This is a genomic window from Pseudomonas frederiksbergensis, from assembly GCF_001874645.1.
Taxonomy (GTDB): domain Bacteria; phylum Pseudomonadota; class Gammaproteobacteria; order Pseudomonadales; family Pseudomonadaceae; genus Aquipseudomonas; species Aquipseudomonas frederiksbergensis_B.
This window is the reverse complement of record NZ_CP017886.1, coordinates 5,349,980-5,372,867: the sequence shown is the minus strand read 5'-3', so window position 1 is coordinate 5,372,867 and position 22,888 is coordinate 5,349,980. Positions and strand designations below refer to the sequence as shown.

Genomic DNA, 22,888 nt, shown 5'->3' with positions numbered 1-22,888 from the left:
GTCAGTGCATGAGGGTTTGCAGGCTGAACGGATAGCGATAACTCAGAGGACGATCCTTGGCCGACAGGCTGCGGAAATTCACGCCGTAGTTCTGCGTGGCACCCATGGCCAGCAATCGCCTGGCCTGCTCCCGATCAATCAACTGCAACAGCGGGACTTGCCGGTCACGGCCGCCATATCGTTCGACATGGACGCCCTGATCATAGTCATACAACTGCACCAGCGCCCAGCCGCCCAGGCTGAAGTGCCCGCCCAGCAATACACTGAGACGACCATCCAGCAGCGCCTGCAAGGCTGCCGGCGAAGTATTGACGGTGCCGAACAGCGCGCCCTTGCCCGGCGTGCCGCCCGCTTCTTCATAGGCCTGCATCGCCCCGAACGCCATTTCATCGTTGGCCGTCCAGATCAGCGACGTCTTCGGATAGCGCTTGAACAGCAACGTCGCCTGCTCATGGACGCGCTGACGGCTCCAGGCGCCGTACACCAGTTGCCGCAAATGCACCTCGGGGTGCTCGCGCAACGCCCGCATCATGCCCTTTTCACGCAACTGCGAGGCCGGCGTGATTTTCAAACCGGCAAACGCCAGCAACTCAAGTTTCTGGCCTGGGGCGACAGGAGGATGCAGGCGGATCAACTCCTTGAGCATCAGGTAACCGCCCTCCTCATCGTTGGGCACCAGGCTACCAAGCCAATTGGGATACTTTTCCTCGCGATTGCCGAGCAACGCCAGTTGATCGGCGCTTAGCGCGCTATTGACGATAAACAGCTTCACGCCGCTGCCCTCGGACAGCCGCAAAATTTCCGGCGCAACATATTGCTCGTTGGCGAACACCAGATAGTCCGGCCGATTTGGCCCTTGCAGGGCTTCACGGGCCTGTTTGATCGTGGTTTCAGGCTCGCGCTCGGAATACAGCACCTGAAGGTCCATGCCCAGATCCCTGGCAGCGGCCTGCATGAATTGCGAATAGCTGAGCCAAAAGGTTTCCGTAGAGGTGCCGGGGCTCAGGAACAGCACCGACGCCGCCTGGGCACACGGTCCCAAGACCGAACCAAGCGTCAGCAGCACACCACACAGAAACTTCAACATTAATCGTCCGAGCCCCGGGAATTCACCGCGCAGTATAGCCAGCGAACGTCCGCAAAACGGGTTTATTCCGGTTTTTGTCCGACAATCGTCGGAACCGGGCCCGGACAGGGTCGCTATTGGTGACTGACCCAGAACACTGCTGTTCCTACGACCAGGATGATCAGGAACAAAATCGCCCAGGCATCGACCGTACTATCGCTTTTCCCTGCTTTGGTTGGGTTGCTCATTGCATCGCCTCTTGTCGGTTTTATCGGTGATTGCAGAAAGACTCAAGCACAGTTAAGTCGAGGATTGCCCGCACCACAAATGTGGGTAAGACAATAGCCAGCCTCATTAGTCGATTTGGTTCTTTATATATACTCAAACATCACTTTTGCGCATAAACGCAAACTGGTATCTTGCCTCGGCTCCGTGGGGAGTGCGCGGCCGTGCGCGCAGAATTGCCAAGGCAATATCGGAATCAAGCCAGCGAAAAACGCAGCTGTTCCTGATTGACCCAAGCCTGAGAACAGGACCTATATGTACGTATACGACGAGTACGATCAGCGGATCATCGAGGACCGCGTCAAGCAGTTCCGTGATCAGACCCGACGCTATCTGGCAGGCGAGCTGAGCGAAGAAGAATTCCGCCCCCTGCGCCTGCAAAATGGCCTTTATATCCAGCGCTTCGCCCCGATGCTGCGAGTTGCCGTGCCATATGGCCAACTGACTTCGCGCCAGACGCGAATGATGGCCAGGATCGCCCGCGACTACGACAAGGGCTATGCCCACATCAGCACCCGGCAGAACGTGCAGTTCAACTGGCCGGCGCTGGAAGACATTCCGGACATCCTGGCTGAGCTGGCTACCGTGCAGATGCACGCTATCCAGACCAGCGGCAACTGCCTGCGAAACGTCACCACCGACCAGTTCGCCGGTGTCGCTGCCGACGAGTTGATCGATCCGCGTCCGTGGTGCGAAATCGTCCGTCAGTGGACGACCTTCCACCCGGAATTCGCCTATCTGCCGCGCAAGTTCAAGATCGCCATCAACGGTTCGACGTCGGACCGTGCAGCCATTGAAGTCCATGACATCGGCCTTGAGCCGGTGCACAACGCCGCAGGCGAACTGGGTTTCCGGGTGCTGGTCGGTGGTGGCCTCGGTCGTACGCCTGTCGTTGGCGCATTCATCAATGAATTCCTGCCGTGGCAAGACCTGCTGAGCTACCTCGACGCCATTCTGCGTGTGTACAACCGCTACGGTCGTCGCGACAACAAGTACAAGGCGCGGATCAAAATTCTGGTCAAGGCCCTGACGCCTGAAGTCTTCGCACAAAAAGTCGACGCGGAAATGGAACACCTTCGCGGTGGCCAGACCACGCTGACCGAAGCCGAAGTGCATCGTGTCGCCAAACACTTCGTCGATCCGGACTACAAAGTCCTGGACGATCTGACGGCAGAGCTGGCTGATCTCGATCAGCAACACCCTGGCTTCGCCCGTTGGCGCACCCGCAACACACTGGCTCACAAGAAGCCGGGTTATGTCGCCGTGACCCTGTCGCTCAAGCCGACCGGCGTTGCCCCGGGCGACCTGACCGACAAGCAACTCGATGGCGTTGCCGACCTGGCCGACCGCTACAGCTTTGGCCAACTGCGCACCTCCCACGAGCAGAACATCATTCTGGCTGACGTCGAGCAGAGCCAATTGTTTACCCTGTGGGGTGAATTGCGCGAGCAAGGTTTCGCTACGCCGAACATCGGCCTGCTGACCGACATCATCTGCTGCCCGGGTGGCGACTTCTGCTCCCTGGCCAACGCCAAGTCGATCCCGATCGCCGAATCCATCCAGCGCCGTTTCGACGACCTGGACTACCTGTTCGACATCGGCGAACTGGACCTGAACATTTCTGGCTGCATGAACGCCTGTGGTCACCACCACGTCGGCCACATCGGCATCCTCGGAGTGGACAAGAAAGGTGAAGAGTTCTACCAGGTATCCCTCGGTGGCAGCGCCAGCCGTGACGCCAGCCTGGGCAAGATCCTCGGCCCGTCCTTTGCCCAGAACGACATGCCTGATGTGATCTCGAAGCTGATCGACGTGTACGTGGAACAACGTACCGAAGACGAACGCTTCATCGACACCTATCAACGTATCGGCATCGACCTCTTCAAGGAACGCGTCTATGCAGCGAATAATTAAGAACAACGAAGTCATCGACGAAACCTGGCACTTGTTGCCCAAGGACGCGACCTTCGACGGCATTTCCAACTGCGACGACCTGATCGTGCCGCTGGCCCTGTGGCGCGATCACGCTCATGCCCTCAAGGCTCGTGATGGCGGTTTGGGCGTGTGGCTGGACGCCGATGAAGAAGCCGAGGAAATCGGTGACGACGTTGATCAGTTCCAGGTCATCGCCCTGAACTTCCCGGCCTTCACCGATGGGCGTAACTACTCCAACGCGCGCCTGCTGCGTGACCGTTACGGCTACAAGGGTGAACTGCGGGCGATCGGCGATGTACTGCGCGATCAATTGTTCTACCTGCACCGCTGCGGTTTCGACGCTTATGCATTGCGTGCCGACAAAGACCCGTACGAAGCCCTGGAAAGCCTCAAGGACTTCTCGGTGAGCTATCAGGCCGCCACAGACGAACCGCTGCCGCTGTTCCGTCGCCGCTGATCGACCAAAAGCCTTGAACCTGCGGTGCGTGCGCCGGGGCTCAAGGCTTTTTTTGTCCTGCAAAATCACCTCGCGCGGGCGACTGGTGTTATCCCTCCGCTGTGCCTGGCGCCCTCTATAGATTTATCCCGGTCTGGGTGCGATGGGCCACAATCCATTGCAGGCTGTCTACGTCAGTTAACGGATTGCCTGAAAGCAACAGGTTGCCCTGGACCACCGACTGCATTCGAACCGCTTCTGGCACTCGGGTAATCTGGTTATCACGCAGATCCAGACTTTCCAGGTAAGGACGATCGAGAATGCCGATCGGGCAAGTCCTGAGACCCGCGCCCCGCAGCTTGAGTTGGCGCAATTCAGTCATTTGAATCAATAGCGGCGGGACACCGAGCGGGTTTTCGCTTAGATCGAGTACCTGAAGTCGGGTGAGCTCGGCGAGTTGGCCTGCGGTTTCCTCTGTCAGGACCAGCCTGGTCGCTTTTAGATTAAGGATCTCAAGCTGACGCATATCGGCGATGGCGGGCGGCAACCGGCCAACCTCGATCCCGTTCTGATCAAAGAGGCGTAAATCGACGCCCTGCATATTCAACGAGCGAAGATTGGGAAAACATTCGAGGAATCCGTTAAGACTGCCGCGCTGCGCTAACTTGAAATTCGGCATGGTGAGCGCCACTACATCGTTCAACTTGACGTTGAGCTGCGGGAGGTGGTGCATCTGCTCAAAGTCCATGTCCAGGTGAAAGCCAATCAGCTGATCATTTTGATAGACCCGGCTGTCTGGCCCGCTACGTCTTTGCCAAATAGCGATCAGCTCCTCGGCCAGTTCATATCGGGTATCACGTTCAATCTCCATCCACTCCTCTATGCGCGCGTCGTTCTCCTCCTCGATCTCGGTGTCGCTCATCCCAAGCGCATCCTCATCCCCCACCAACAATAGCTCGATATCCATGTCTTCAATATCATCGGTGATGTCTTCGATCCAACCGGTGATGTCGACACGTAGTTGCTCGGTCTGCAACCTCAACCGATCAAGATCAGCCTGAGCCCGAGCGCCCACACTCAATAGAAAATCATCCGCTTGCTCTGTCGTGAAAGCAGGATAAATCTCTTTAACCTGAAGCCTCATCATCTCCGTGGACAGCTCACCGGACTGCGCGGTGTTCGGGAATCCACCGCCGTGCAACCCGATACGCTGAAAGGTCAACCCGGAGTCCATCCTGTGCAGCCCGAGCATCAATTCGGAGCGCGGCAGGACGTTTTCCCGAATTTTGAGCTGCAAGTCCTGCCATTCATGGTCTGGACGCAAACCGAAGGCCGCGCGTTGTTCTTGCGGCACAAGCCCGAGAAGCGCTTGGTCAAAGTCAGCGGTACCGACCCGCCCGTAGAGCGCCTTGACTGGAGTCGCACGTGACCAGCCCGGCAGCCGTTCCAGCGTCTGCAAAACGAGCACATCGCTGTCGGCGTTTTCGACCGACTTCAGATAGAGCCCCTCATAGGCGCGGCACAGGCGTACATGCTGCTCGTACTGTTGCGCCTTGCCACTCAACTGCCCCAGCACTCGCTTGGTGTCAGCCAGTGTGTGGGGCGCAGCAATGTCCACTCCCGACCTGTCGAGCATTTGCTCCACTGCACTTTTCGGCAAACCCGGGTATTGATGCTGAAACAACCTGACCCAGTCATTATCCGAATGCTGTAGCGCGTTGTAGCGCTGCTTGAACTGTTCGACTCGCGTGCTCTTTAGCTGCTCGGCCTGCGTCGAGCCTTCGGGTAGCGCGTCAATGGCTCGCTGCAGATCCTGATCGAGCGTGAAACGACTGATGGTATCCGCCAGCACCGGAGCCGGTGGCCGCTGCCCGGTGTGCATCAGACGTAATACATCATCGTCCACCGGGCTGACATGAGCGATCTGGGCCAGAACCTCATCGCTGAATGACTGGACACTCGGCCCAATACCTCGCATCAGTTGTACCCGCTCAGCGCCAGAGGCGTGAGGTGCAACCTCTCCGGCCACGAACGAGGACTCGCCGGACAAGGGCTCATCCACAACCGCGGGTGCCGGACCGGACTCAGACCCGATGCCGACGGAATGTTCCTCGGCCTTGATGGCTGTCCCTTCCGCGGCCAGTGGCAAGGCATTGAGCAAACCGAATACGGTGCGTGTGACACCTGCCGAGCGCTCTTCAGAGGTCTTGCCATCAACCGCCTGAGCCAACCCATAACCGGCATCGATCAGTCCGGCCAACGCCAACAAACCTTCGCCCCCGGGAACAAACAACGCCAAGGGACCAAATTTGTTGATCCATTGCACAATGGGCTCGACCACCGCACTCAAATCATCCCGATTGACCTGGGCATCGTCACGAATCGTTTCAATACTTGCCTGGGTCGCTTGCTTCATCACCAACACCCACTGCGCGAAGGGATCGGTTGGAGACGTTGCGACCTTGAAATGAACGTAATCGGCAGGATCCCAGTAACCATCATCGTTGAAAAAACCATGGCCTTTCTTCAAATGATGTTGTTCAGGGTAAATCGACATGCCGTCCAACGCGGTCGACACGCCAGCGTGAAACGTGCCGTCCTGCCGGTCATCTTCGGAAAAATGCGCTGCCAGAGCCTCCTTCCTGGCAACGTCCCCACCCACATCGACCACCCATTTGTGCAACGCCTTTTGATCGGCAAACTCGTGAAACGGAGAAGAGTTGCTCGGGATATAAAGCAAAATCCGCTCACTGGTTTTCTCCCGAAAGCTCCAGATATCGCTCGATACATAACGGTAAATGACCAGACGCGCAGCCTCTATGGAAGACTCGATAGTCGCCCAGGCCTGCAATTGCTCAACCGTCAGTTGCTCCCACGTTTGCTGCGCATCGAACCCGGCAGCCCGCAGTGCCAGATTGAGTCCATCCTGGGTCAGGCTGTTTTCCTGGCGCTGCAAATAAGCCGCCATGACAAATGCGGTCTTGACCGAAGTGCGCAGCGGAGAGCCTTGCGGTGCAAGACAGACCTCGTCGGAAGGCCACGCAGCGTGCACATAAGCGGTGTATTTGTCCTTGAACTCCAGCTCCCACACCCACTTCTTGAACTCTGCCGGCTGCAGCTTTAGCTGAGTGCTCGGGCCGTAGAGCTGAGGAACGGTCTGACGGTAGATGCCCTCATAGTCCCGGAACCCACCGTCTGGCTTGATAGACTGATCAATCTCGACGATTTGGACTTCCGGGCCCACGACAGGAGGCGTGTACAGGCCGAATGCCGTTTCCCCGAAGCGACCCGCGCCCACGGCCTGATAGTTGGACAGCAAGGCCTGTACCAGGCTTTGCGACTTTCTGACTCGGCCTTGCTGCACGTTCTGTTGCGCAGGGTAGCCATAGAAACTGTAATTGAGATCGACCAGGCGAGCGGCCAATGGCGCTGCCCCCCAACGCTCCTCGATCAGCTTCGCGGCATATTGGGTCGGGGTCTGGGGCAATACAGCGTCCAGTGCAAGGCTCGACAGTGGCTGTTTGTTCTGAGTAAATAACCGGCTGGTGACAGGGTGGTGTTGACTCTCTAGCGCCATCATTTGCAATCCTTTGCAGTTGATTTGGGAATTAAGAGCTTATGCATCGCCTGCCGCAAAAAAAGCAGGAAATATCTTCAATCCGGTGGGAAAACGCGACTGTCTCACAAGACCTGACATGCAGAGGGTAAACACCCGCGACTGAGCCTATACAGACAGCGCCGAGCATTGCACTCGACGCCGTAATAACGGGCCCGCACTGGCGAGCCCGTGCGCCTTACCAAAAGCGCTGCTGGGTGAGACGGCTCCACCACGCCAACAAGACCCGATCAATCGAACCGCTGGCCGCCAGACCGACGCGTTCTTGCAGACTCTTGCGTTCGGCATAATGCAGGTGAAACAACTCTGCGCCCTTGGCCCGCTCGGCAAGGTATTCATCGCTGGTTTTCAGTTCATCGACCAGCCGTTTTTCCAACGCTGCAACGCCCAACCAGACTTCACCGGTGGCCACTTCATTGATGGCCAACTGCGGCCGGTAGCGCGAGACGAAGTTTTTGAACAGTTCGTGAGTGACATCCAGGTCTTCCTGGAACTTCTCCCGGCCTTTTTCGGTGTTTTCGCCAAACACCGTCAGCGTGCGCTTGTACTCGCCAGCCGTCAGGACTTCGAAGTCGATGTCGTGCTTTTTCAGCAAACGATTGACGTTAGGCAACTGCGCCACCACACCGATCGAACCCAGAATGGCAAACGGTGCGCTGATGATCTTCTCGCCGATACACGCCATCATGTAACCGCCGCTGGCCGCGACCTTGTCGATGCACACGGTCAATGGCACACCGGCCTGACGAATGCGCGCCAATTGCGAGGATGCCAAACCGTAGCTGTGGACCATGCCACCGCCACTTTCCAGACGCAGTACAACTTCGTCCTTCGGCGTGGCCAGGGACAGCAGTGCGGTGATTTCATGGCGCAGGCTTTCAGTTGCCGAAGCCTTGATGTCACCGTCGAAATCCAGCACGAACACCCGAGATTTGGCTTCAGGTTTTTTCTTCAGCTTTTTCTCGGCCTTGGCTTCAGACTTGCGCACGGCCTTGAGCTGATCCTTGTCGAGCAGCGTCTGCTCCAGACGCTCACGCAGCTCTTTGTAGAAATCATTCAGTTTATTGACCTGCAACTGGCCCGCGGACTTGCGCCGGCCTTTGCTGCGCAGCGCCGCAAAGCTGGCCAGGACCACCAGAATGGCAATCACCAGGGTCACGGTTTTAGCCAGAAAACTTGCGTACTCGGCAAGAAACTCCACATCGACTCCTTAACTACAGTGCGCCGCTGAACACGCAGGCGCGTATACCTTCAGCATACCCATGCGGCCGCGTTGCGACCAGTCATGAAACCTTCTGTAACGGGCCTCCAACGAGCATTTCAAACAAGCGTATGTTTTTTCATTGACAGCTCATCGGCATCCTCATAACCTCGCCAAACCTTCAACGTACCGGGATGACACGGACGTGGGCAGCATCTATTTGATTCGACATGGCCAGGCCTCTTTCGGTGCAGACGACTACGACGTGCTGTCGCCGACCGGTATTCGTCAGGCAGAAGTGCTCGGCAGTCACCTGGCTGAACTGGGGTTGAGTTTCGACCGCTGCCTGTCGGGCGACCTGCGTCGCCAGCAACACACCGCCAACAGCGCCCTGGCACAATTCGGCGCTGTCGGCCTGCCGGTGCCGCCTCTGGAAATCGATTCGGCCTTCAATGAGTTCGACGCCGACGCGGTGATCCGTGCACTACTTCCAGACCTGTTACCCGAAGAGCCTGAAGCGCTGAACATCCTGCGCAATGCCGCGCAGAATCGCGGCGAGTTTCAGCGAATCTTTGCCTTGATCATCGAGCGCTGGCTGGCCGGTACTTACGACCCGCCGGGTCTGGAAAGCTGGCCTGGCTTCGTCGAACGGGTCCAGGCCGGTTTGCAGCGTATTCTCGAACAGGCCGACAACACCCAGAAAATCGCCGTGTTCACTTCCGGCGGGACCATCACTGCCCTGCTCCACCTGATTACTCAAATGCCGGCCAGGCAGGCCTTTGAACTGAACTGGCAAATCGTTAACACCTCGCTCAACCAACTGAAGTTCCGTGGTCGCGAGGTGGCGCTGGCTTCCTTCAACAGTCATGCACATTTGCAGCTGCTGAAGGCCCCGGAACTCATCACTTTCCGTTGAGTCCGGATCACTGTGACCCTTGCTGTAACACTTCATAAAAGGATCGAACCATGACCTCCGTAGCTGACGCCGTACAAGCCATGAAAGCCAAGTTCAACCCAGCCGCTGCTGCCGGTCTGGACCTGGTTTTCGGTTTCCGCATCGACGACACCAAGAACTTCTCGCTGATCGTCAAAGACAGCACTTGCGAGCTGCAAGAAGGCGAAAACCCTGACGCTCAAGTGACTCTGGTCATGGACGGCGAAACCCTGGAAGGCATCGTCGACGGCTCGACCGATGGCATGCAAGCGTTCATGGGCGGCAAACTGCGCGCTGAAGGCGACATGATGCTGGCCATGAAATTGTCCGAGCTGTTCCCAAGCTAAGACGGCGGCTCCCGAGTCTGGGAGCCCCTTTGGCTGCACACGAATCCCGCCTTTATGGCGGGATTCGTCGTTTCTGTCGGTCGAAAATTTACCCGCCCGACGCATCGACCCCGAATTAGCCGTCTATATTCTTTGCTGGCCGTATGGCTCACGTATCCGGCTGCTCGCGCGACCGAGCACTTGCAGAGAACGACGCCATGAGTCCACCTGACTGCCACCACGGTTTTAACCGCTACCGCCTACTGCACGGCCTTTCGGCAGGCGCCGTCGGTGCCTGGACCCGTCCCCTATTTGCGGAGAGCACCAGCATGACCAGCACCCCCGCCGATCTGATTTTATTCAACGGTCGCTTGCACACGGTTGACCGGGAGAAACCCCAGGCCAGCGCAGTCGCCATCAAGGATGGGCGGTTTATTGCCGTCGGCAATGAAGCAGACGTCATGCCCCTGCGCAGCGCCAGCACACAAGTCATCGACCTGCAAAAGCGTACGGTAATCCCCGGTCTCAACGACTCGCACCTGCACCTGATCCGTGGCGGCCTGAACTACAACCTCGAACTGCGCTGGGAAGGTGTGCCGTCATTGGTCGACGCCTTGCGCCTGCTCAAGGACCAGGCCGATCGCACGCCTGCACCGCAATGGGTGCGCGTGGTCGGTGGCTGGACCGAGTTCCAGTTCGCCGAAAAACGCCTGCCGACGATTGAAGAGTTGAACAGAGCCGCGCCTGACACCCCGGTGTTCGTCCTGCACCTGTATGACCGTGCCCTGCTCAACCGCGCGGCGCTGAAAGTGGTTGGCTACGAGCGCAATACCCCGAACCCGCCAGGTGGCGAAATCCAGCGTGATGCCAATGGCGACCCCACGGGCATGCTGATTGCCCGTCCGAACGCGATGATTCTGTACTCGACGCTGGCCAAAGGGCCGAAGCTGCCGCTGGAATATCAGGTCAACTCGACCCGACAGTTCATGCGCGAACTCAATCGCCTCGGCGTCACCAGCGCCATCGATGCCGGTGGCGGCTATCAGAATTACCCGGACGACTATCAGGTCATCCAGCAGTTGGCAAAGGACCAGCAACTGAGCGTGCGCATCGCCTACAACCTGTTCACCCAAAAACCCAAGGAGGAGCTGACCGACTTCAAGAACTGGACCAACACCTCGCGCTACGGCCAGGGCGACGATTTTTTGCGGCACAACGGCGCGGGCGAAATGCTGGTGTTCTCCGCGGCCGACTTTGAAGACTTCCTCGAACCACGTCCGGATCTGCCGCAGACCATGGAGCAAGAACTGGAGCCTGTGGTGCGCCATCTGGTGGAGCAGCGCTGGCCATTCCGCTTGCACGCCACCTACAACGAATCGATCACGCGGATGCTCGACGTGTTCGAAAAGGTTAACCGCGATATCCCTTTCGACGGTCTGCCGTGGTTCTTCGATCACGCCGAAACCATCACCCCGCAGAACATCGAGCGGGTTCGTGCGCTGGGCGGCGGCATTGCGATTCAAGACCGCATGGCCTTTCAGGGCGAATACTTTGTCGACCGTTACGGGGCCAAAGCCGCCGAGCACACCCCACCGATCCAGCGCATGCTCGCCGAAGGCATCCCGGTCGGTGCCGGCACCGATGCGACCCGTGTTTCCAGCTACAACCCGTGGACTTCGCTCTACTGGTTGGTCAGCGGCCGCACCGTCGGCGGTCTGGCGTTGTACCCACAAGGTCTAAGCCGCGACACGGCGCTGGAACTCTACACCCACGGCAGCGCCTGGTTCTCCTCCGAACAGGGCAAGAAAGGCCAGATCAAGGTCGGGCAACTGGCCGATCTGGTGGCGTTGTCTGCCGACTACTTCAGCGTCGACGACGAAGCGATCAAGTGGATTGAATCGGTGCTGACCGTGGTCGGCGGCAAGGTGGTGTATGGCAGCCTCGAATTCGAAAAACTCGGCCCGCCACGTTTGCCGGTAATGCCCGACTGGTCACCGGTGGTGAAGGTGCCGGGGCACTGGAAGCCCTTGGCGCCGCTCACCACCCAAATGCATCAATGCGTGGGCGCCTGCGCGGTGCATGCCCACAGTCATGAGCGCGCCCGGTTGTCGAACGCACCAGTTAGCGACTTCCAGGGGTTCTGGGGCGCGTTTGGCTGTTCGTGTTTTGCGTTTTGACGAGTGCGGTTGACAGTAAGCCCGCCAATGGCGGGCATGTTATCGAGCCGCCCCCGTAGCAGCTGCCGAGCCCGCGAGGCTGCGTTCGGGGACGAAGTCCTCGCAAACCCTGCGTACGCAGTTTACCTGAAAGAACGTGTTGCATGATTTTACGACCGCTCCGCAGCCGAACGCAGCCTCGCGGGCTCGACAGCTGCTACGGGCGTTTATGCTTGCCTACTCGGCCTTCGTCACGGGCTACAGCGCCTTGCGTCGCGGCCTACACCTGCGCCAGAATCCGCCGGCTTGTGCGCTTTGGCCCTCGCCCCTATCGTTTCCGTGTCGCTGACCATTCAGCGAACGGGCTTGGCGGCCCGGTATTCAATGCGCGCAACAGCGCCCCACAACATGATTGACGGCACTTTTGGGTGCCCGCTCTCCTGTGTCATGGCGGGTTGCTCAAGGATTCCTTCGGGGATGCCGGTATTTTTGCGCTTTGAGCCGGTCCGCCAAACTTGTGCAATCCGCCACCCAATCTGCTTGGCGGCAGACGGTGGTAACTCACAATGACAAAGCGAGGTTCACCATGTTCAAAGCCACCCCCAATCCCCCTGAAACCGACCCCGTTTCCCCCTACGCCTCCCTCGATTCAAAAGAGCTCCACGCCGCCGCGCACCGTGCGCTCGATCACTACCTGGTACTGCCCGAGACCAAGCAATTGCTAGCCGACCGACGCCCCGGCCGCATTTTCGTCATCGCCCCCGACGTCGACTCTGAAACCTTGCTGGCCCACGCCTGCGAGACCCTCGCCTCGGCCAATGTCATGGCCAGCGATCTGGCGTTTGAGCTCGAAGGCCCCAAGCGCAATACCGCACTGGCGATTCAACAGATGATTTCCCTGGCCGAATTGGCAGTGAATCGCGCACTGGATCACCTCGATCCACCTGAACCAGCGTAATCGCCCATTGATCGCAGCCTTCGGCAGCTCCGGAACACGCCATCCGCCGTAGGAGCTGGCGCAGCCTGCGATCTTTTGATCTTGATCTTGTCGATGCCCCATCCACCGCCAAGATCGTCCGGAAGCCATACGCAAATCCGTAGGAGCTGCCGCAGGCTGCGATCTTTTGGCCTTCTCGGAAACATCCCGACAATGCTTTGCATGACCCAAAGCGGCTGAACGAACTAGCGTGACCAGACAACCATTTTTCTGGAGGGCAAAGGATTGCCTATCGCTGCCAACGGATGTCGCCTGCGCAAGGCGCGGTTTTCTGAATCAGGTCGTATTTATTTGCTGACTGCGGTCGTGCATCAGCGCCAACCGGTTTTTGCCGATTGGCGCGCAGGACGACTGCTGGTCAATGAGTTTCGAGACGCTGAAGAGCGTCATCAGGTGATATCAATGGCGTGGGTGGTGATGCCGGATCACTTTCATTGGTTAGTGCAGCTGGAGCACGGCAGCTTGGCCGAGCTGATGTGCCGTGTGAAATCACGCAGCAGTCGCTCGATCAATCTCATGCATAGATGCAGTGAGCGCCTTTGGCAGCGCGGTTATCACGACCGAGCATTACGCAGCGACGAAAACGTCAAAGATGCAGCACGTTACATCGTGATGAACCCATTACGTGCCGGGTTGGTCAGGAGTCTGGGGATTATCCGTTGTGGGACGCGATGTGGGTTTGAAGTGCAAAGATCAAAAGATCAAAAGATCAAAAGATCAAAAGATCGCAGCCTGCGGCAGCTCCTACGGGGCCGGGTTCGCCAGGTAGTGCCCGCGATGAGACCCGCCTCAACGCCGCGCATTTTTTTATCGTTCCCATCCCTGGAAACGATCACTCGTCGACTGATAAAAATTTGCTGACACAAGATTGATCTCGATCAGGTGACCTTCGCAGGGCTGCCTCTACCCTTGCGCTTCCATCAAAGGCCAAGGACGGCTCAATGGGAGCCTCCGGCCGCGCATTCTCAGGGAAGAGTCATTCATGCGGTCATTGAAGATCATTTTGTTGTCATCGGCGTTCAACGGTTTGACCCAGCGCGCCTGGCTCGATTTGCGCCAATCGGGCCACAAACCCAGCGTGGTGCTGTTCACTGACGAAGCCACGGTGTGCCGGCAGATCGAGGAGTCGGCGGCCGATCTGGTGATCTGCCCGTTTCTCAAGGATCGCGTGCCGCAACAGCTCTGGAGCAACCCGGAGCGTCCGGTGGTGATCATTCACCCAGGCATCGTCGGCGACCGCGGCGCCAGTGCGCTGGACTGGGCCATCACCCAGCAGGTCAGCCGCTGGGGCGTCACGGCCTTGCAGGCGGTCGAAGAAATGGACGCTGGACCGATCTGGTCGACCTATGAATTCAGCATGCCCGCCGACGTACGCAAATCCAAGCTGTACAACGGTCCGGTGAGTGATGCAGCGATTTACTGCATCCGCGATGTGGTGGAAAAATTCGCCAGCGATTTCGTCCCGACACCACTCGATTACACGCAACCCAACGTCATCGGACGCCTGAGGCCGAACATGAAACAGGCCGATCGAACCTTCAGCTGGCACGATTGCGCGCAGTTCATCAAACGCAGCATCGATGCCGCCGACGGCCAGCCGGGCGTGTTGGCGAGCCTGGCCGGCGGGCAGTATTACCTGTACGACGCCCACCTGGATTCACGCAGCGGCATGCCGGGGAAAATGCTTGCCGTGCAGGACGATGCCGTACTGGTCGCGACCGGCGATCACAGCCTGTGGATCGGTTCGCTCAAGCGCAAGGCCCAGCCAGGGGAAGAAACCTTCAAGTTGCCGGCGCGGTATGTGCTGGCCGGGCAACTCGATGCAATACCGGTACTGGACGGATCGATCGTCAACCATCCTTTCAACGAGGCGACCTATCAACCGATTCGTTATCGGGAGTCGGGCCACGTCGGTGAACTGACCTTCGAGTTCTACAACGGCGCCATGAGTACCGAACAGTGCCAACGACTGGTCGCGGCGCTGAAGTGGGCCAAGGCCCGGGACACTCAAGTGCTGCTGATCAAAGGTGGTCGCGGGAGTTTTTCCAATGGCGTGCACCTCAATGTCATTCAGGCTGCAGCAATACCGGGGCTGGAAGCCTGGGCCAATATTCAAGCGATCGACGATGTCTGCCAGGAACTACTGACGGCCCGGCAACTGGTGGTCAGCGGCCTGACCGGCAGTGCCGGCGCCGGCGGCGTGATGCTAGCGCTGGCCGCCGACATCGTATTCGCCCGGGCGGGTGTGGTGCTCAATCCGCATTACAAAACCATGGGGCTGTACGGCTCCGAATACTGGACCTACAGCCTGCCCCGCGCCGTGGGCAGCGAAATCGCGCACAAGCTCACCGAAGAATGCCTGCCGATCAGCGCCTTTCAGGCCCGGCAAATGGGGATGATTCAGGACATCGGCCCACGCTGCCCGCGCGAGTTCAGCCAATGGTTGCTGCAACAAGCCAGCGGCGCGTTGACCGATGAAAAGTACGCGGCGTTACGAGCGCGCAAAGCCAGCATGGACCTTCAGCAGATCGAACACTGTCGCGAGGTCGAGCTGGCACAGATGCAACGGGACATGGTGCACAACCGCCAACAGTTCGCCGAGAAGTGCCGCAACTTCGTGTTCAAACGCAAAACCTGCCGGACCCCGCAGCGCTTGATTGCACCGTGGGCACTGGAGCGTGAGGCGACACTGATCGCTTGATCGCTTGATCGCTTGATTCTTCCTCGTAGGAGCTGCCGCAGGCTGCGATCTTTTGATCTTGATCCTTTAGCGATTTCAGAACCGCAAAAGATCAAAAGATCGCAGCCTGCGGCAGCTCCTACAACAGCAAGGCCACCAGCGCGCTCCAGCCGGTTTGATGGGACGCGCCGAGGCCGCGGCCGGTTTCGCCGTGGAAGTACTCGTGAAACAGCACCAGGTCACGGCTCAACGGGTCAGCCTGGAGCTGTGCGAAGCCGACCATCGATGGTCGGCTACCGTTTTCATCCCGCAAAAACAACCGAGTCAGACGCTGACTCAAACTGTCGGCCACCTGCGCAAGCGACGCCATATAACCTGAACCGCTGGGGTATTCGACCGAGAAGTTTTCGTCGTAGTACCGATGAAACTCACGCAACGACTCGATCAGCATGTAATTGATCGGCATCCACAACGGCCCGCGCCAGTTGGAGTTGCCACCGTACAACCGCGAACCGGATTCCGCCGGTTCATAGTGGGCACACAGTTTGTTGCCGTTGATCTGCACGCCAAAGGGATGCTCGGCAAAGGCTTTGGACAAGGAGCGAACGCCAAATTCGGAAAGAAACTCGGCCTCATCGAGCATGCGTTTGAGCAGGTCCTTGGTGCGCTCGCCACGCAACAGCGCAAGCAGCATCCGATTGCCTTCACCGGGCTCGGTCCAGCGTGAAACCAGACTCGCCAGATCCGGCCGATGATGCATGAAACCCAATAAACGCTCACGCAAACCCGGCAACCCTTCGTGCTCGTGCTGTTCCAGCACCTGCACCGCGAACAGCGGCATCAAGCCGACGATCGAGCGCAGGCGCAGCGGTTCGTTGACACCATCGGGCCGGTGCAAAACGTCGTAGAAAAACTGATCCTGCTCATCCCACAACCCTTCGGCGGCATCGCCCACGCGGTTGATGGCGCCGGCAATGTAGAGGAAGTGCTCGAAGAACTTCACGGCGATGTCGACGTACACCGGGTTGCGCCTGGCCAGTTCCAGGGCGATGCGCATCAAGTCCAGTGCATACGCCGCCACCCACGCCGTGCCGTCGGCCTGATCCAGTTGAAAACCGGGGGGTAATGCCGCCGAACGGTCGAACAGTGCAATGTTGTCCAGTCCGAGAAACCCACCCTGGAACACGTTGCGACCTTCGGCATCCTTGCGGTTGACCCACCAGGAAAAATTCAGCAGCAGCTTGTGGAAAATCCGCTCGAGAAAATCCATATCCCCGACGCCGGTCAACGCCTTGTCACGCTGATACACCCGCCAACTCGCCCAGGCATGAACCGGCGGGTTGGCATCGTCGAAACGCCATTCGTAGGCCGGTAGCTGGCCGTTGGGGTGCATGAAGCGGTCTTTGACCAACAGCAGCAGTTGATGCTTGGCAAACCCCGGGTCAATCAGCGCATAAGCAACGGCCTGAAAGCCCAGGTCCCATGATGCATACCACGGGTATTCCCAGGTGTCGGGCATGGAAACGATGTCGGCGTTCGACAAATGCCGCCAGTGGGTGTTGCGGATGTGCAGTCGAGCGGGCGGTGGCAACGGTTGACCGGGATCGCCGTCGAGCCACCGATTGACGTCGAAGTAATACAGCTGCTTGGACCAGAGTAATCCGGCCAGCGCTTGGCGCTGAACGTTACGCGCGTCCGGATCAGGCATCTGCGCTTGCAGCACGGCGTAATAGTCATCGGCTTCAAGGCGGCGGCGCTCGAACAATGCCTTGGCGTTGACCCTCGGTGCGCCAGCCAGGGCAAAGCGCAGGTAGACGCTTTTGCGCGCCAGCCCGTCCAGCTCGAGAACGAAATGCGCCGCGACCCGAGTGCCCGTATCACGTCGAATCGCCCCCGCAACACCGTCCACCAGATAATCGTTGATGCCATCCTTGAACGGGCCGTTGGCAGGCACACCCTCGAGTTTCGGATGGTTGGTCTGGTTGTCGCAGAACAGCCACTCACACCCCTCCTCGCCCCAGGCACTGAGTTGCCTGTCCACCAGCATCGGGTGCTGCGCCATGACCGAGCCACCGGTCAGCGTCAGGCTGGGCATGTGCCTGTCACCGCCCCAACTCCAGGTGTTGCGCGCCCACACCTGGGGCAATACTCGCAGACGCGCTGGCAGATCCGAACGATTGTGCACGGTGACCCGCATCAACACGTCGTCCGGGCTGTGCTTGGCGTATTCTACCGTCACGTCGAAATAGCGGTCGTCTTCGAACACCCCGGTATCAAGGATTTCATACTCGGCATCGGACAGGCCGCGACGGGCGTTCTCGGCTACCAGGTCGGCATAGGGAAACGCAGCCTGCGGATATTTGTAGAGCATGCGCATGTAGGCATGGCTCGGCACCCCGTCGACATGGAAATACAGCTCTTTGACGTCCTCGCCGTGATTGCCTTCGGCATTGTTCAGGCCAAACAGGCGCTCTTTGAGAATTGGATCGCGCTCGTTCCATAGCCCCAACCCGATGCACCAGTGCTGGGCCCGGTCGCAGAACCCGGCCAACCCGTCCTCGCCCCAACGATACGCCCGGCTGCGGGCGTGCTCATGAGGAAAATACGTCCAGGCATCGCCATCGGCACTGTAGTCCTCGCGCACTGTGCCCCATTGCCGTTCACTCAAGTACGGGCCCCACTCGCGCCAGCACTCGGCCTCATCGCCAGCCAAGCGTTGGCCTTCGACGGTGTCGAGAATGTTCGCGGGCGACTTTGCTGTCATGGGAGCGTCCGTTGTTTCTTGGGATGGTTTGCAGTGTAGAGCGAGGACTCGCCCCGGTGCACGCCGCTTCCTGCTCATTCGGCTCGAGTTCAGGCGCACGCTTGCTCTACACTGCGGGGCTCTCCACCTCAGCGACTGCTTATGGACATCGATCTCGCCCGTACCTTCCTGGAAATCGTTCGCTGCGGCAGTCTTGCGGCCGCCGCCGAAAAGCTGCACGTCACCCAGACCGCGATCACCGCGCGGGTGCAGAAGCTCGAAAGCCAGCTCGCCAGCACCTTGTTCGTGCGCAACCGCGCCGGCGCTCGCCTGACCGCGGACGGTGAAGCCTTCGTGGTGTACGCCAATCAGTTGGTACAGACGTGGGAAGCGGCGCGCCGGGACCTGCCGTTGCCGGAAGGCTACCGCAATGTGCTGCACATTGGCGGCGAGGTCAGTTTGTGCAACCCATTGATGCTCAGCTGGGCCCGCGAACTGCGCGAGAAGATCCCCAGCCATGCCTTGCGCACGGAAATCCGCGACGGCGAAAACCTGCTGCGCCAGCTGGAATTGGGCGTGCTGGATGCCGCGCTGGTGTTTCAACCCGAGTACTGGCCACAGCTACAAGTGGAGCAACTGTTGGAGGAAAAACTCATCCTGGTGCGTCTGCCGTCCAGGCCCGAGCCTTACGTCTATATCGACTGGGGCAAGGCGTTTCGCCGCCAGCACGACGCGGCGCTGCCGGACAAGGCAAAAGCCGCGTTGAGTTTCAATCTCGGCCCTCTGGCGCTGCAGTACATCCTGCAAAACGGTGGCACCGGTTATTTCCGCACTCGGGTGGTTCAGACCTACCTTGACAGCGGTGTGCTGGAGCGGGTGCCCAAAGCCCCGGAATTCAGTTACCCGACCTATCTGGTGTACTCGCGGGATCGCGATTCGGCGGTGCTGCAACAGGCGTTCGAGTTATTACGGGAACGGGTCAAGACCGACAACGACTGGTCCCAGCGCTGGGATCCGTTGATCTGAGCAACATCCGCCTCGTGCGGCGTGAATACCTGCCCATTCCCAACATCCATTGGCCGGATAATTTCGCCGCGACTAGTCTCTGTTTATAACAACGAGAATGATAACAACGACAGGTGATCGCGGTGAGGCAAACCACGCAGGCGTTCCGTGCCCGTTACCGGGCCGGTATTCATCGGTTCTACAACCCGTGGCTGCACGGTGGTTTTGTATGGGGCTTCGGTGTACTGGGCATCACGCTGTTCTGGAGCACCGTGCATCGGGTGCAACCGCTGGAGTGGCTGGCGGTACCGCTGACGCTGTTGTTTTTCAATGTCGCGGTCTACGTCGTGCACCGGCATCTGGGCCATCACAAAAAGGCCTTCGCGCGGCTGTTCTATGCCCGACACGCTGGCGATCACCACAGCTTTTTCGCCCCTGGCTACATGAGCTACGACACGGTTCGCGACTGGCGGGTGATTCTGTTTCCGGCGTGGCTGATCGTGCTGCACAGCCTGGTGATCACCCTGCCCGCCTGGTGGCTGCTCAACTACCTCAATGGCAACGTCGCCGGACTGTTCGCAGGCTGCATGATCCTCGGCTACCTGACCTATGAGGTGTTTCACGCCTGCGAGCATCTGCCGCCAGGCAACCCCATCACCCGCCTGCCGTGGATTCGCCAGATGCGCCGTCTGCACGCACTGCATCACCGTCGCGAGCTGATGCAGGCGCGCAACTTCAACATCGTTTTGCCGCTGATGGACTGCCTGTTCGGCACCCTGTACTGGGAAGCCGAACCCGATCATTCGCACCTTCAAACGAGGCGAGCACCCATGACCCGTATGCAGCACCAGATCGACATCGCACGCGAGCCGATCGCCGTGCTCGCCTACGCCAGCGCCGCGACGCGTTGGCCAGAATGGCACCCTTCATCGCTGAAGGTCGACGGCCAGCCAGGACCGCTGCACGCGGGGTCACGTTTTGAAGAGGACATTCATGCGGGTGGGCGGGCCGGGCATTTGAGCTGGGAGGTCAACGAGTATTTGCCGGGCCGCCGCTGGAGCGCTCGGGCTCAGGGTGATCAGGGTCTGGAACTGCTGCTGACCTATGAATGCGCCAGCGAGGGTGACGGCACACGCTTCGTTCGCACTCTGGAATACCGCTTCAGTGGATTGCTGATGCGCCTGGCCAATCAACTGCTGCTCAAGCGGCGTATCGAGCATGAATCGGCAGCCTCGATGCTGGCCTTGCGCGACATGGCACAACGGACGATCCCGACCCAGACAGGGGTAGTCGCCTGATTAGTGTTGCAACCATCAGAGCAGACGGCCGAATGCGCCCCCTACGTTGGTCACGTTCTGGCAGAACCGTTCAGACTCCGGGATATTTCGTCTTTGATCGAAAGGCGCTTTTCCTTGAGCTTTCTCACTTCGTCATCTGCCAGAGCCTGGGCTTCTGCCTTCAGGACCCGGTTGTCGATTTCCGAATATTTATCCAGCAGCGCGTTCAGGTGGGGATCATTGGCACGCTTTTGCTGAATGACTTCCTTTGAGCAGCTCAGGTCCTGATACAGGTCATGATTCACCGGCATGGAACACCTCCGTTTGTTGATCGGTGGCGAGCACCATTGCGCGCGCTCGCCAGCTATCAGAATGGCCTCGCTCGGCGGCTGCTGTCGACTATCAATCGGACCAGCGGTGCCCGTTGGCCGCAACTCGCGGCTGGCAAGGGTGACGAGGGAGCTTGCTCCCTGGCCACAGAGGTACTTCAGTCAGTACCGTACTTCGGCGAACGCGGCCCGTACAGCAACCCAGCAGAATGCCCTGCCGACAACAGTCGTGCACTGGTGATACCGGCAATCGGGTGACCGGCGTCGGTGGAGCTGTTGATGATCTGCTTGACCGCAGCGGTGATCAGCACACCCAGCAAACCGCCTCCACTGTTGTTGCTGCCCTCTTCGCTCGACGCACTGGCCGAGCCGGTCCACAGGGTGGTGCCCGTCTTGAGGTCCACCAGTTTCGCGCTGGCGGTAACCACGGTCGCACTGGAGATCACCATGTAACGAGTGCCGTAGTCAGTCACGGTAATGTAGAGCGCGGCATCGGCACCGAAGATCTCTTGCAGTTTGTTGGCTGGCGCCTGGTGGATGTCCGCCGGCGTGGTCAGACCGTTCTGGCGGAACGTCTCGTCGACCAGCGCGATCGGCAGCACGTAATAACCGGCTTCAGCCAACGGATACGTAACTTGCGAGAGCATGCTGTAGGACGCCTTGACGTCCGGCGAATTGTTCAGCGGCGGCAGCACCAGAATGGTTTTTGGACGGCTTTGTTTGTAAGCCGAGTAGTCCACGGTCTTGGGGCTGACGCAACCGCCGAGGACTGCCAGGGCCAGCAGGCCGGCCATCAGTTTCAATGAGCGCGCGATCATTGGGTATCTCCGGTCTTGGCGTTCTTAAGCAGAAAGTCCATGTACGGCGTCGACTCGGGAAACAGGGTCTTTTCGGTTCTGAACTGCTGCACCATCTGATCGTCCTTGCCCAGGCTCAGGTACAACAGACCCAGGTGAGCGTGGTAGCCAGGCGGCGGAGTCTTGCCGGTGGAATTGATCTTTTGCAGGTCGCGCTCCAGCGCTTCGACCTGAGCTTCCTTGGGCTCTTCGCCTTTGAAATACTCATAAACCTGTGGCTGGTAGCCTTCCCACTGGTAAAGGGTTTTCGGACTGCTGCATCCGGCCAGCAGGCCAGTCACCAGCAACATCGACGTCATCAACGCCCACGACATATAACGCTTGAACATGCTTGTACCGCTCCTTGTCATCGACCTTGATCAGTTGCCCGGCTTCCATGCACCCGAGTTCATGCCATCCACCAGGCGATTGATCGCCTCACGCATCGCCAGGTCGAGCACCTTGCCGTTGAGGGTCGAATCGTAGGCAGCGGTACCGCCGAAACCAATGACTTCACGGTTGGACAAGGCGTATTCGCCTGCGCCCTGAGTCGAATAAACGACTTCCGAGGTGCTGATATTGACGATGTTCAAGTTGACCTTGGCGTACGCCACCTGGGTCTTGCCACGACCAAGAATGCCGAACAGCTGGTGATCACCGGTCTCTTTGCGGCCGAACTCGGTAACGTCGCCGGTCACCACAAAATCAGCACCCTTGAGGCGCTGGGACTGACCCTTGATCGCCGCTTCCTGCTGGATCTCGCCCATGTTGTCACGGTCCAGCACGCTGAAACGGTTGGTCTGCTGCAAGTGAGTGATCAGGATGGTCTTGGCCTGACCGCCGAGGCGATCCACGCCGTCAGAGAAGATCCCGCGCATGTAGCTCGAACGGTTGTCGAACTTGCCGACCGCCATTGGCACTCGAACACCGGAATAGGCCTGGCTGGCACTTTCGACTTTTTCTACCGGCAATGCCCGGGAGCTTTCGGTCGCACACCCGGCCATCGCCCCTAATACGGCAATCGCTGCCCCTGATACCACCATTCGAGAGATCATTCTCACTGTGC

Annotated in this window: 17 protein-coding genes and 1 pseudogene; 10 read left to right on the top strand and 8 right to left on the bottom strand. The window is 59.0% G+C overall.

Annotated features, from left to right (window positions below):
• Position 1: 1 nt before the first annotated feature.
• Positions 2-1,087 (bottom strand): ABC transporter substrate-binding protein, encoded by a 1,086-nt coding sequence (locus BLL42_RS25785; protein ID WP_071555386.1) that lies wholly within the window; start codon positions 1,085-1,087, stop codon positions 2-4.
• Between the two features lie 519 nt (positions 1,088-1,606).
• On the opposite strand from BLL42_RS25785, the gene BLL42_RS25780 reads away from it, so the two are divergent.
• Both BLL42_RS25780 and BLL42_RS25775 read left to right on the top strand, forming a co-directional pair.
• The gene (locus BLL42_RS25780; RefSeq protein ID WP_071555385.1) at positions 1,607-3,265 is read left to right on the top strand and encodes a nitrite/sulfite reductase; all 1,659 of its coding nucleotides are present in this window, start codon (positions 1,607-1,609) and stop codon (positions 3,263-3,265) included.
• Positions 3,249-3,743, top strand: a complete 495-nt coding sequence (locus BLL42_RS25775) for a DUF934 domain-containing protein (protein ID WP_071555384.1) — start codon at positions 3,249-3,251, stop codon at positions 3,741-3,743. The genes BLL42_RS25780 and BLL42_RS25775 overlap by 17 nt, the downstream gene beginning before the upstream one ends.
• Before the next feature lie 115 nt (positions 3,744-3,858).
• Here BLL42_RS25775 and BLL42_RS25770 read toward each other — a convergent pair whose 3' ends face one another.
• Both BLL42_RS25770 and sohB read right to left on the bottom strand, forming a co-directional pair.
• Positions 3,859-7,299: a leucine-rich repeat domain-containing protein gene (locus tag BLL42_RS25770; protein WP_330220788.1), complete on the bottom strand. Its 3,441-nt coding sequence runs from the start codon at positions 7,297-7,299 to the stop codon at positions 3,859-3,861.
• A gap of 217 nt (positions 7,300-7,516) precedes the next feature.
• Entirely contained in the window at positions 7,517-8,539 is a 1,023-nt protein-coding gene (gene sohB / locus BLL42_RS25765; protein WP_071555383.1) for a protease SohB, read from the bottom strand.
• A gap of 205 nt (positions 8,540-8,744) precedes the next feature.
• Here sohB and BLL42_RS25760 point away from each other — a divergent pair, with 205 nt between their 5' ends.
• From BLL42_RS25760 to BLL42_RS25735, 6 genes and pseudogenes are all read left to right on the top strand, one after another.
• Positions 8,745-9,455, top strand: coding sequence for a histidine phosphatase family protein (locus BLL42_RS25760; RefSeq protein WP_071555382.1), 711 nt, complete (start codon positions 8,745-8,747; stop codon positions 9,453-9,455).
• A gap of 50 nt (positions 9,456-9,505) precedes the next feature.
• Entirely contained in the window at positions 9,506-9,820 is a 315-nt protein-coding gene (locus BLL42_RS25755; protein ID WP_008015934.1) for an SCP2 sterol-binding domain-containing protein, read from the top strand.
• Between the two features lie 308 nt (positions 9,821-10,128).
• Complete coding sequence (locus BLL42_RS25750) at positions 10,129-11,976, top strand: amidohydrolase (RefSeq protein ID WP_071555858.1); 1,848 nt, start codon at positions 10,129-10,131, stop codon at positions 11,974-11,976.
• Positions 11,977-12,541: 565 nt separating this feature from the next.
• The gene (locus tag BLL42_RS25745) at positions 12,542-12,913 is read left to right on the top strand and encodes a DUF6124 family protein (protein ID WP_071555380.1); all 372 of its coding nucleotides are present in this window, start codon (positions 12,542-12,544) and stop codon (positions 12,911-12,913) included.
• 264 nt (positions 12,914-13,177) lie between these two features.
• Positions 13,178-13,635, top strand: a pseudogene (locus BLL42_RS25740) (REP-associated tyrosine transposase).
• A gap of 299 nt (positions 13,636-13,934) precedes the next feature.
• Positions 13,935-15,653: a hydrogenase maturation protein gene (locus BLL42_RS25735; RefSeq protein WP_071555378.1), complete on the top strand. Its 1,719-nt coding sequence runs from the start codon at positions 13,935-13,937 to the stop codon at positions 15,651-15,653.
• Positions 15,654-15,771: 118 nt separating this feature from the next.
• Here the strand turns inward: BLL42_RS25735 and BLL42_RS25730 are convergent, their stop codons facing one another.
• Positions 15,772-18,396, bottom strand: coding sequence for an MGH1-like glycoside hydrolase domain-containing protein (locus BLL42_RS25730; RefSeq protein WP_071555376.1), 2,625 nt, complete (start codon positions 18,394-18,396; stop codon positions 15,772-15,774).
• A 141-nt stretch (positions 18,397-18,537) separates the two neighbouring features.
• On the opposite strand from BLL42_RS25730, the gene BLL42_RS25725 reads away from it, so the two are divergent.
• Positions 18,538-19,401 (top strand): LysR family transcriptional regulator, encoded by an 864-nt coding sequence (locus BLL42_RS25725; RefSeq protein ID WP_071555374.1) that lies wholly within the window; start codon positions 18,538-18,540, stop codon positions 19,399-19,401.
• 122 nt (positions 19,402-19,523) lie between these two features.
• Positions 19,524-20,678 (top strand): sterol desaturase/SRPBCC family protein, encoded by a 1,155-nt coding sequence (locus BLL42_RS25720; protein ID WP_071555857.1) that lies wholly within the window; start codon positions 19,524-19,526, stop codon positions 20,676-20,678.
• Positions 20,679-20,728: 50 nt separating this feature from the next.
• On the opposite strand, the gene BLL42_RS25715 is transcribed toward BLL42_RS25720, so the two are convergent.
• From BLL42_RS25715 to BLL42_RS25700, 4 genes are all read right to left on the bottom strand, one after another.
• Complete coding sequence (locus BLL42_RS25715; RefSeq protein WP_071555372.1) at positions 20,729-20,968, bottom strand: HP1242/YdcH family protein; 240 nt, start codon at positions 20,966-20,968, stop codon at positions 20,729-20,731.
• 176 nt (positions 20,969-21,144) lie between these two features.
• Positions 21,145-21,804 (bottom strand): DUF799 domain-containing protein, encoded by a 660-nt coding sequence (locus BLL42_RS25710; RefSeq protein WP_071555370.1) that lies wholly within the window; start codon positions 21,802-21,804, stop codon positions 21,145-21,147.
• A complete protein-coding gene (locus BLL42_RS25705) occupies positions 21,801-22,157 on the bottom strand; it encodes a DUF4810 domain-containing protein (protein WP_408004039.1) in 357 nt (118 codons plus the stop codon). The genes BLL42_RS25710 and BLL42_RS25705 overlap by 4 nt, the downstream gene beginning before the upstream one ends.
• 45 nt (positions 22,158-22,202) lie before the next feature.
• Positions 22,203-22,877 carry a CsgG/HfaB family protein gene (locus BLL42_RS25700; RefSeq protein WP_167368551.1) on the bottom strand — a complete coding sequence of 225 codons (675 nt, stop codon included), beginning with the start codon at positions 22,875-22,877 and terminating at the stop codon, positions 22,203-22,205.
• Between the last annotated feature and the right edge of the window lie 11 nt (positions 22,878-22,888).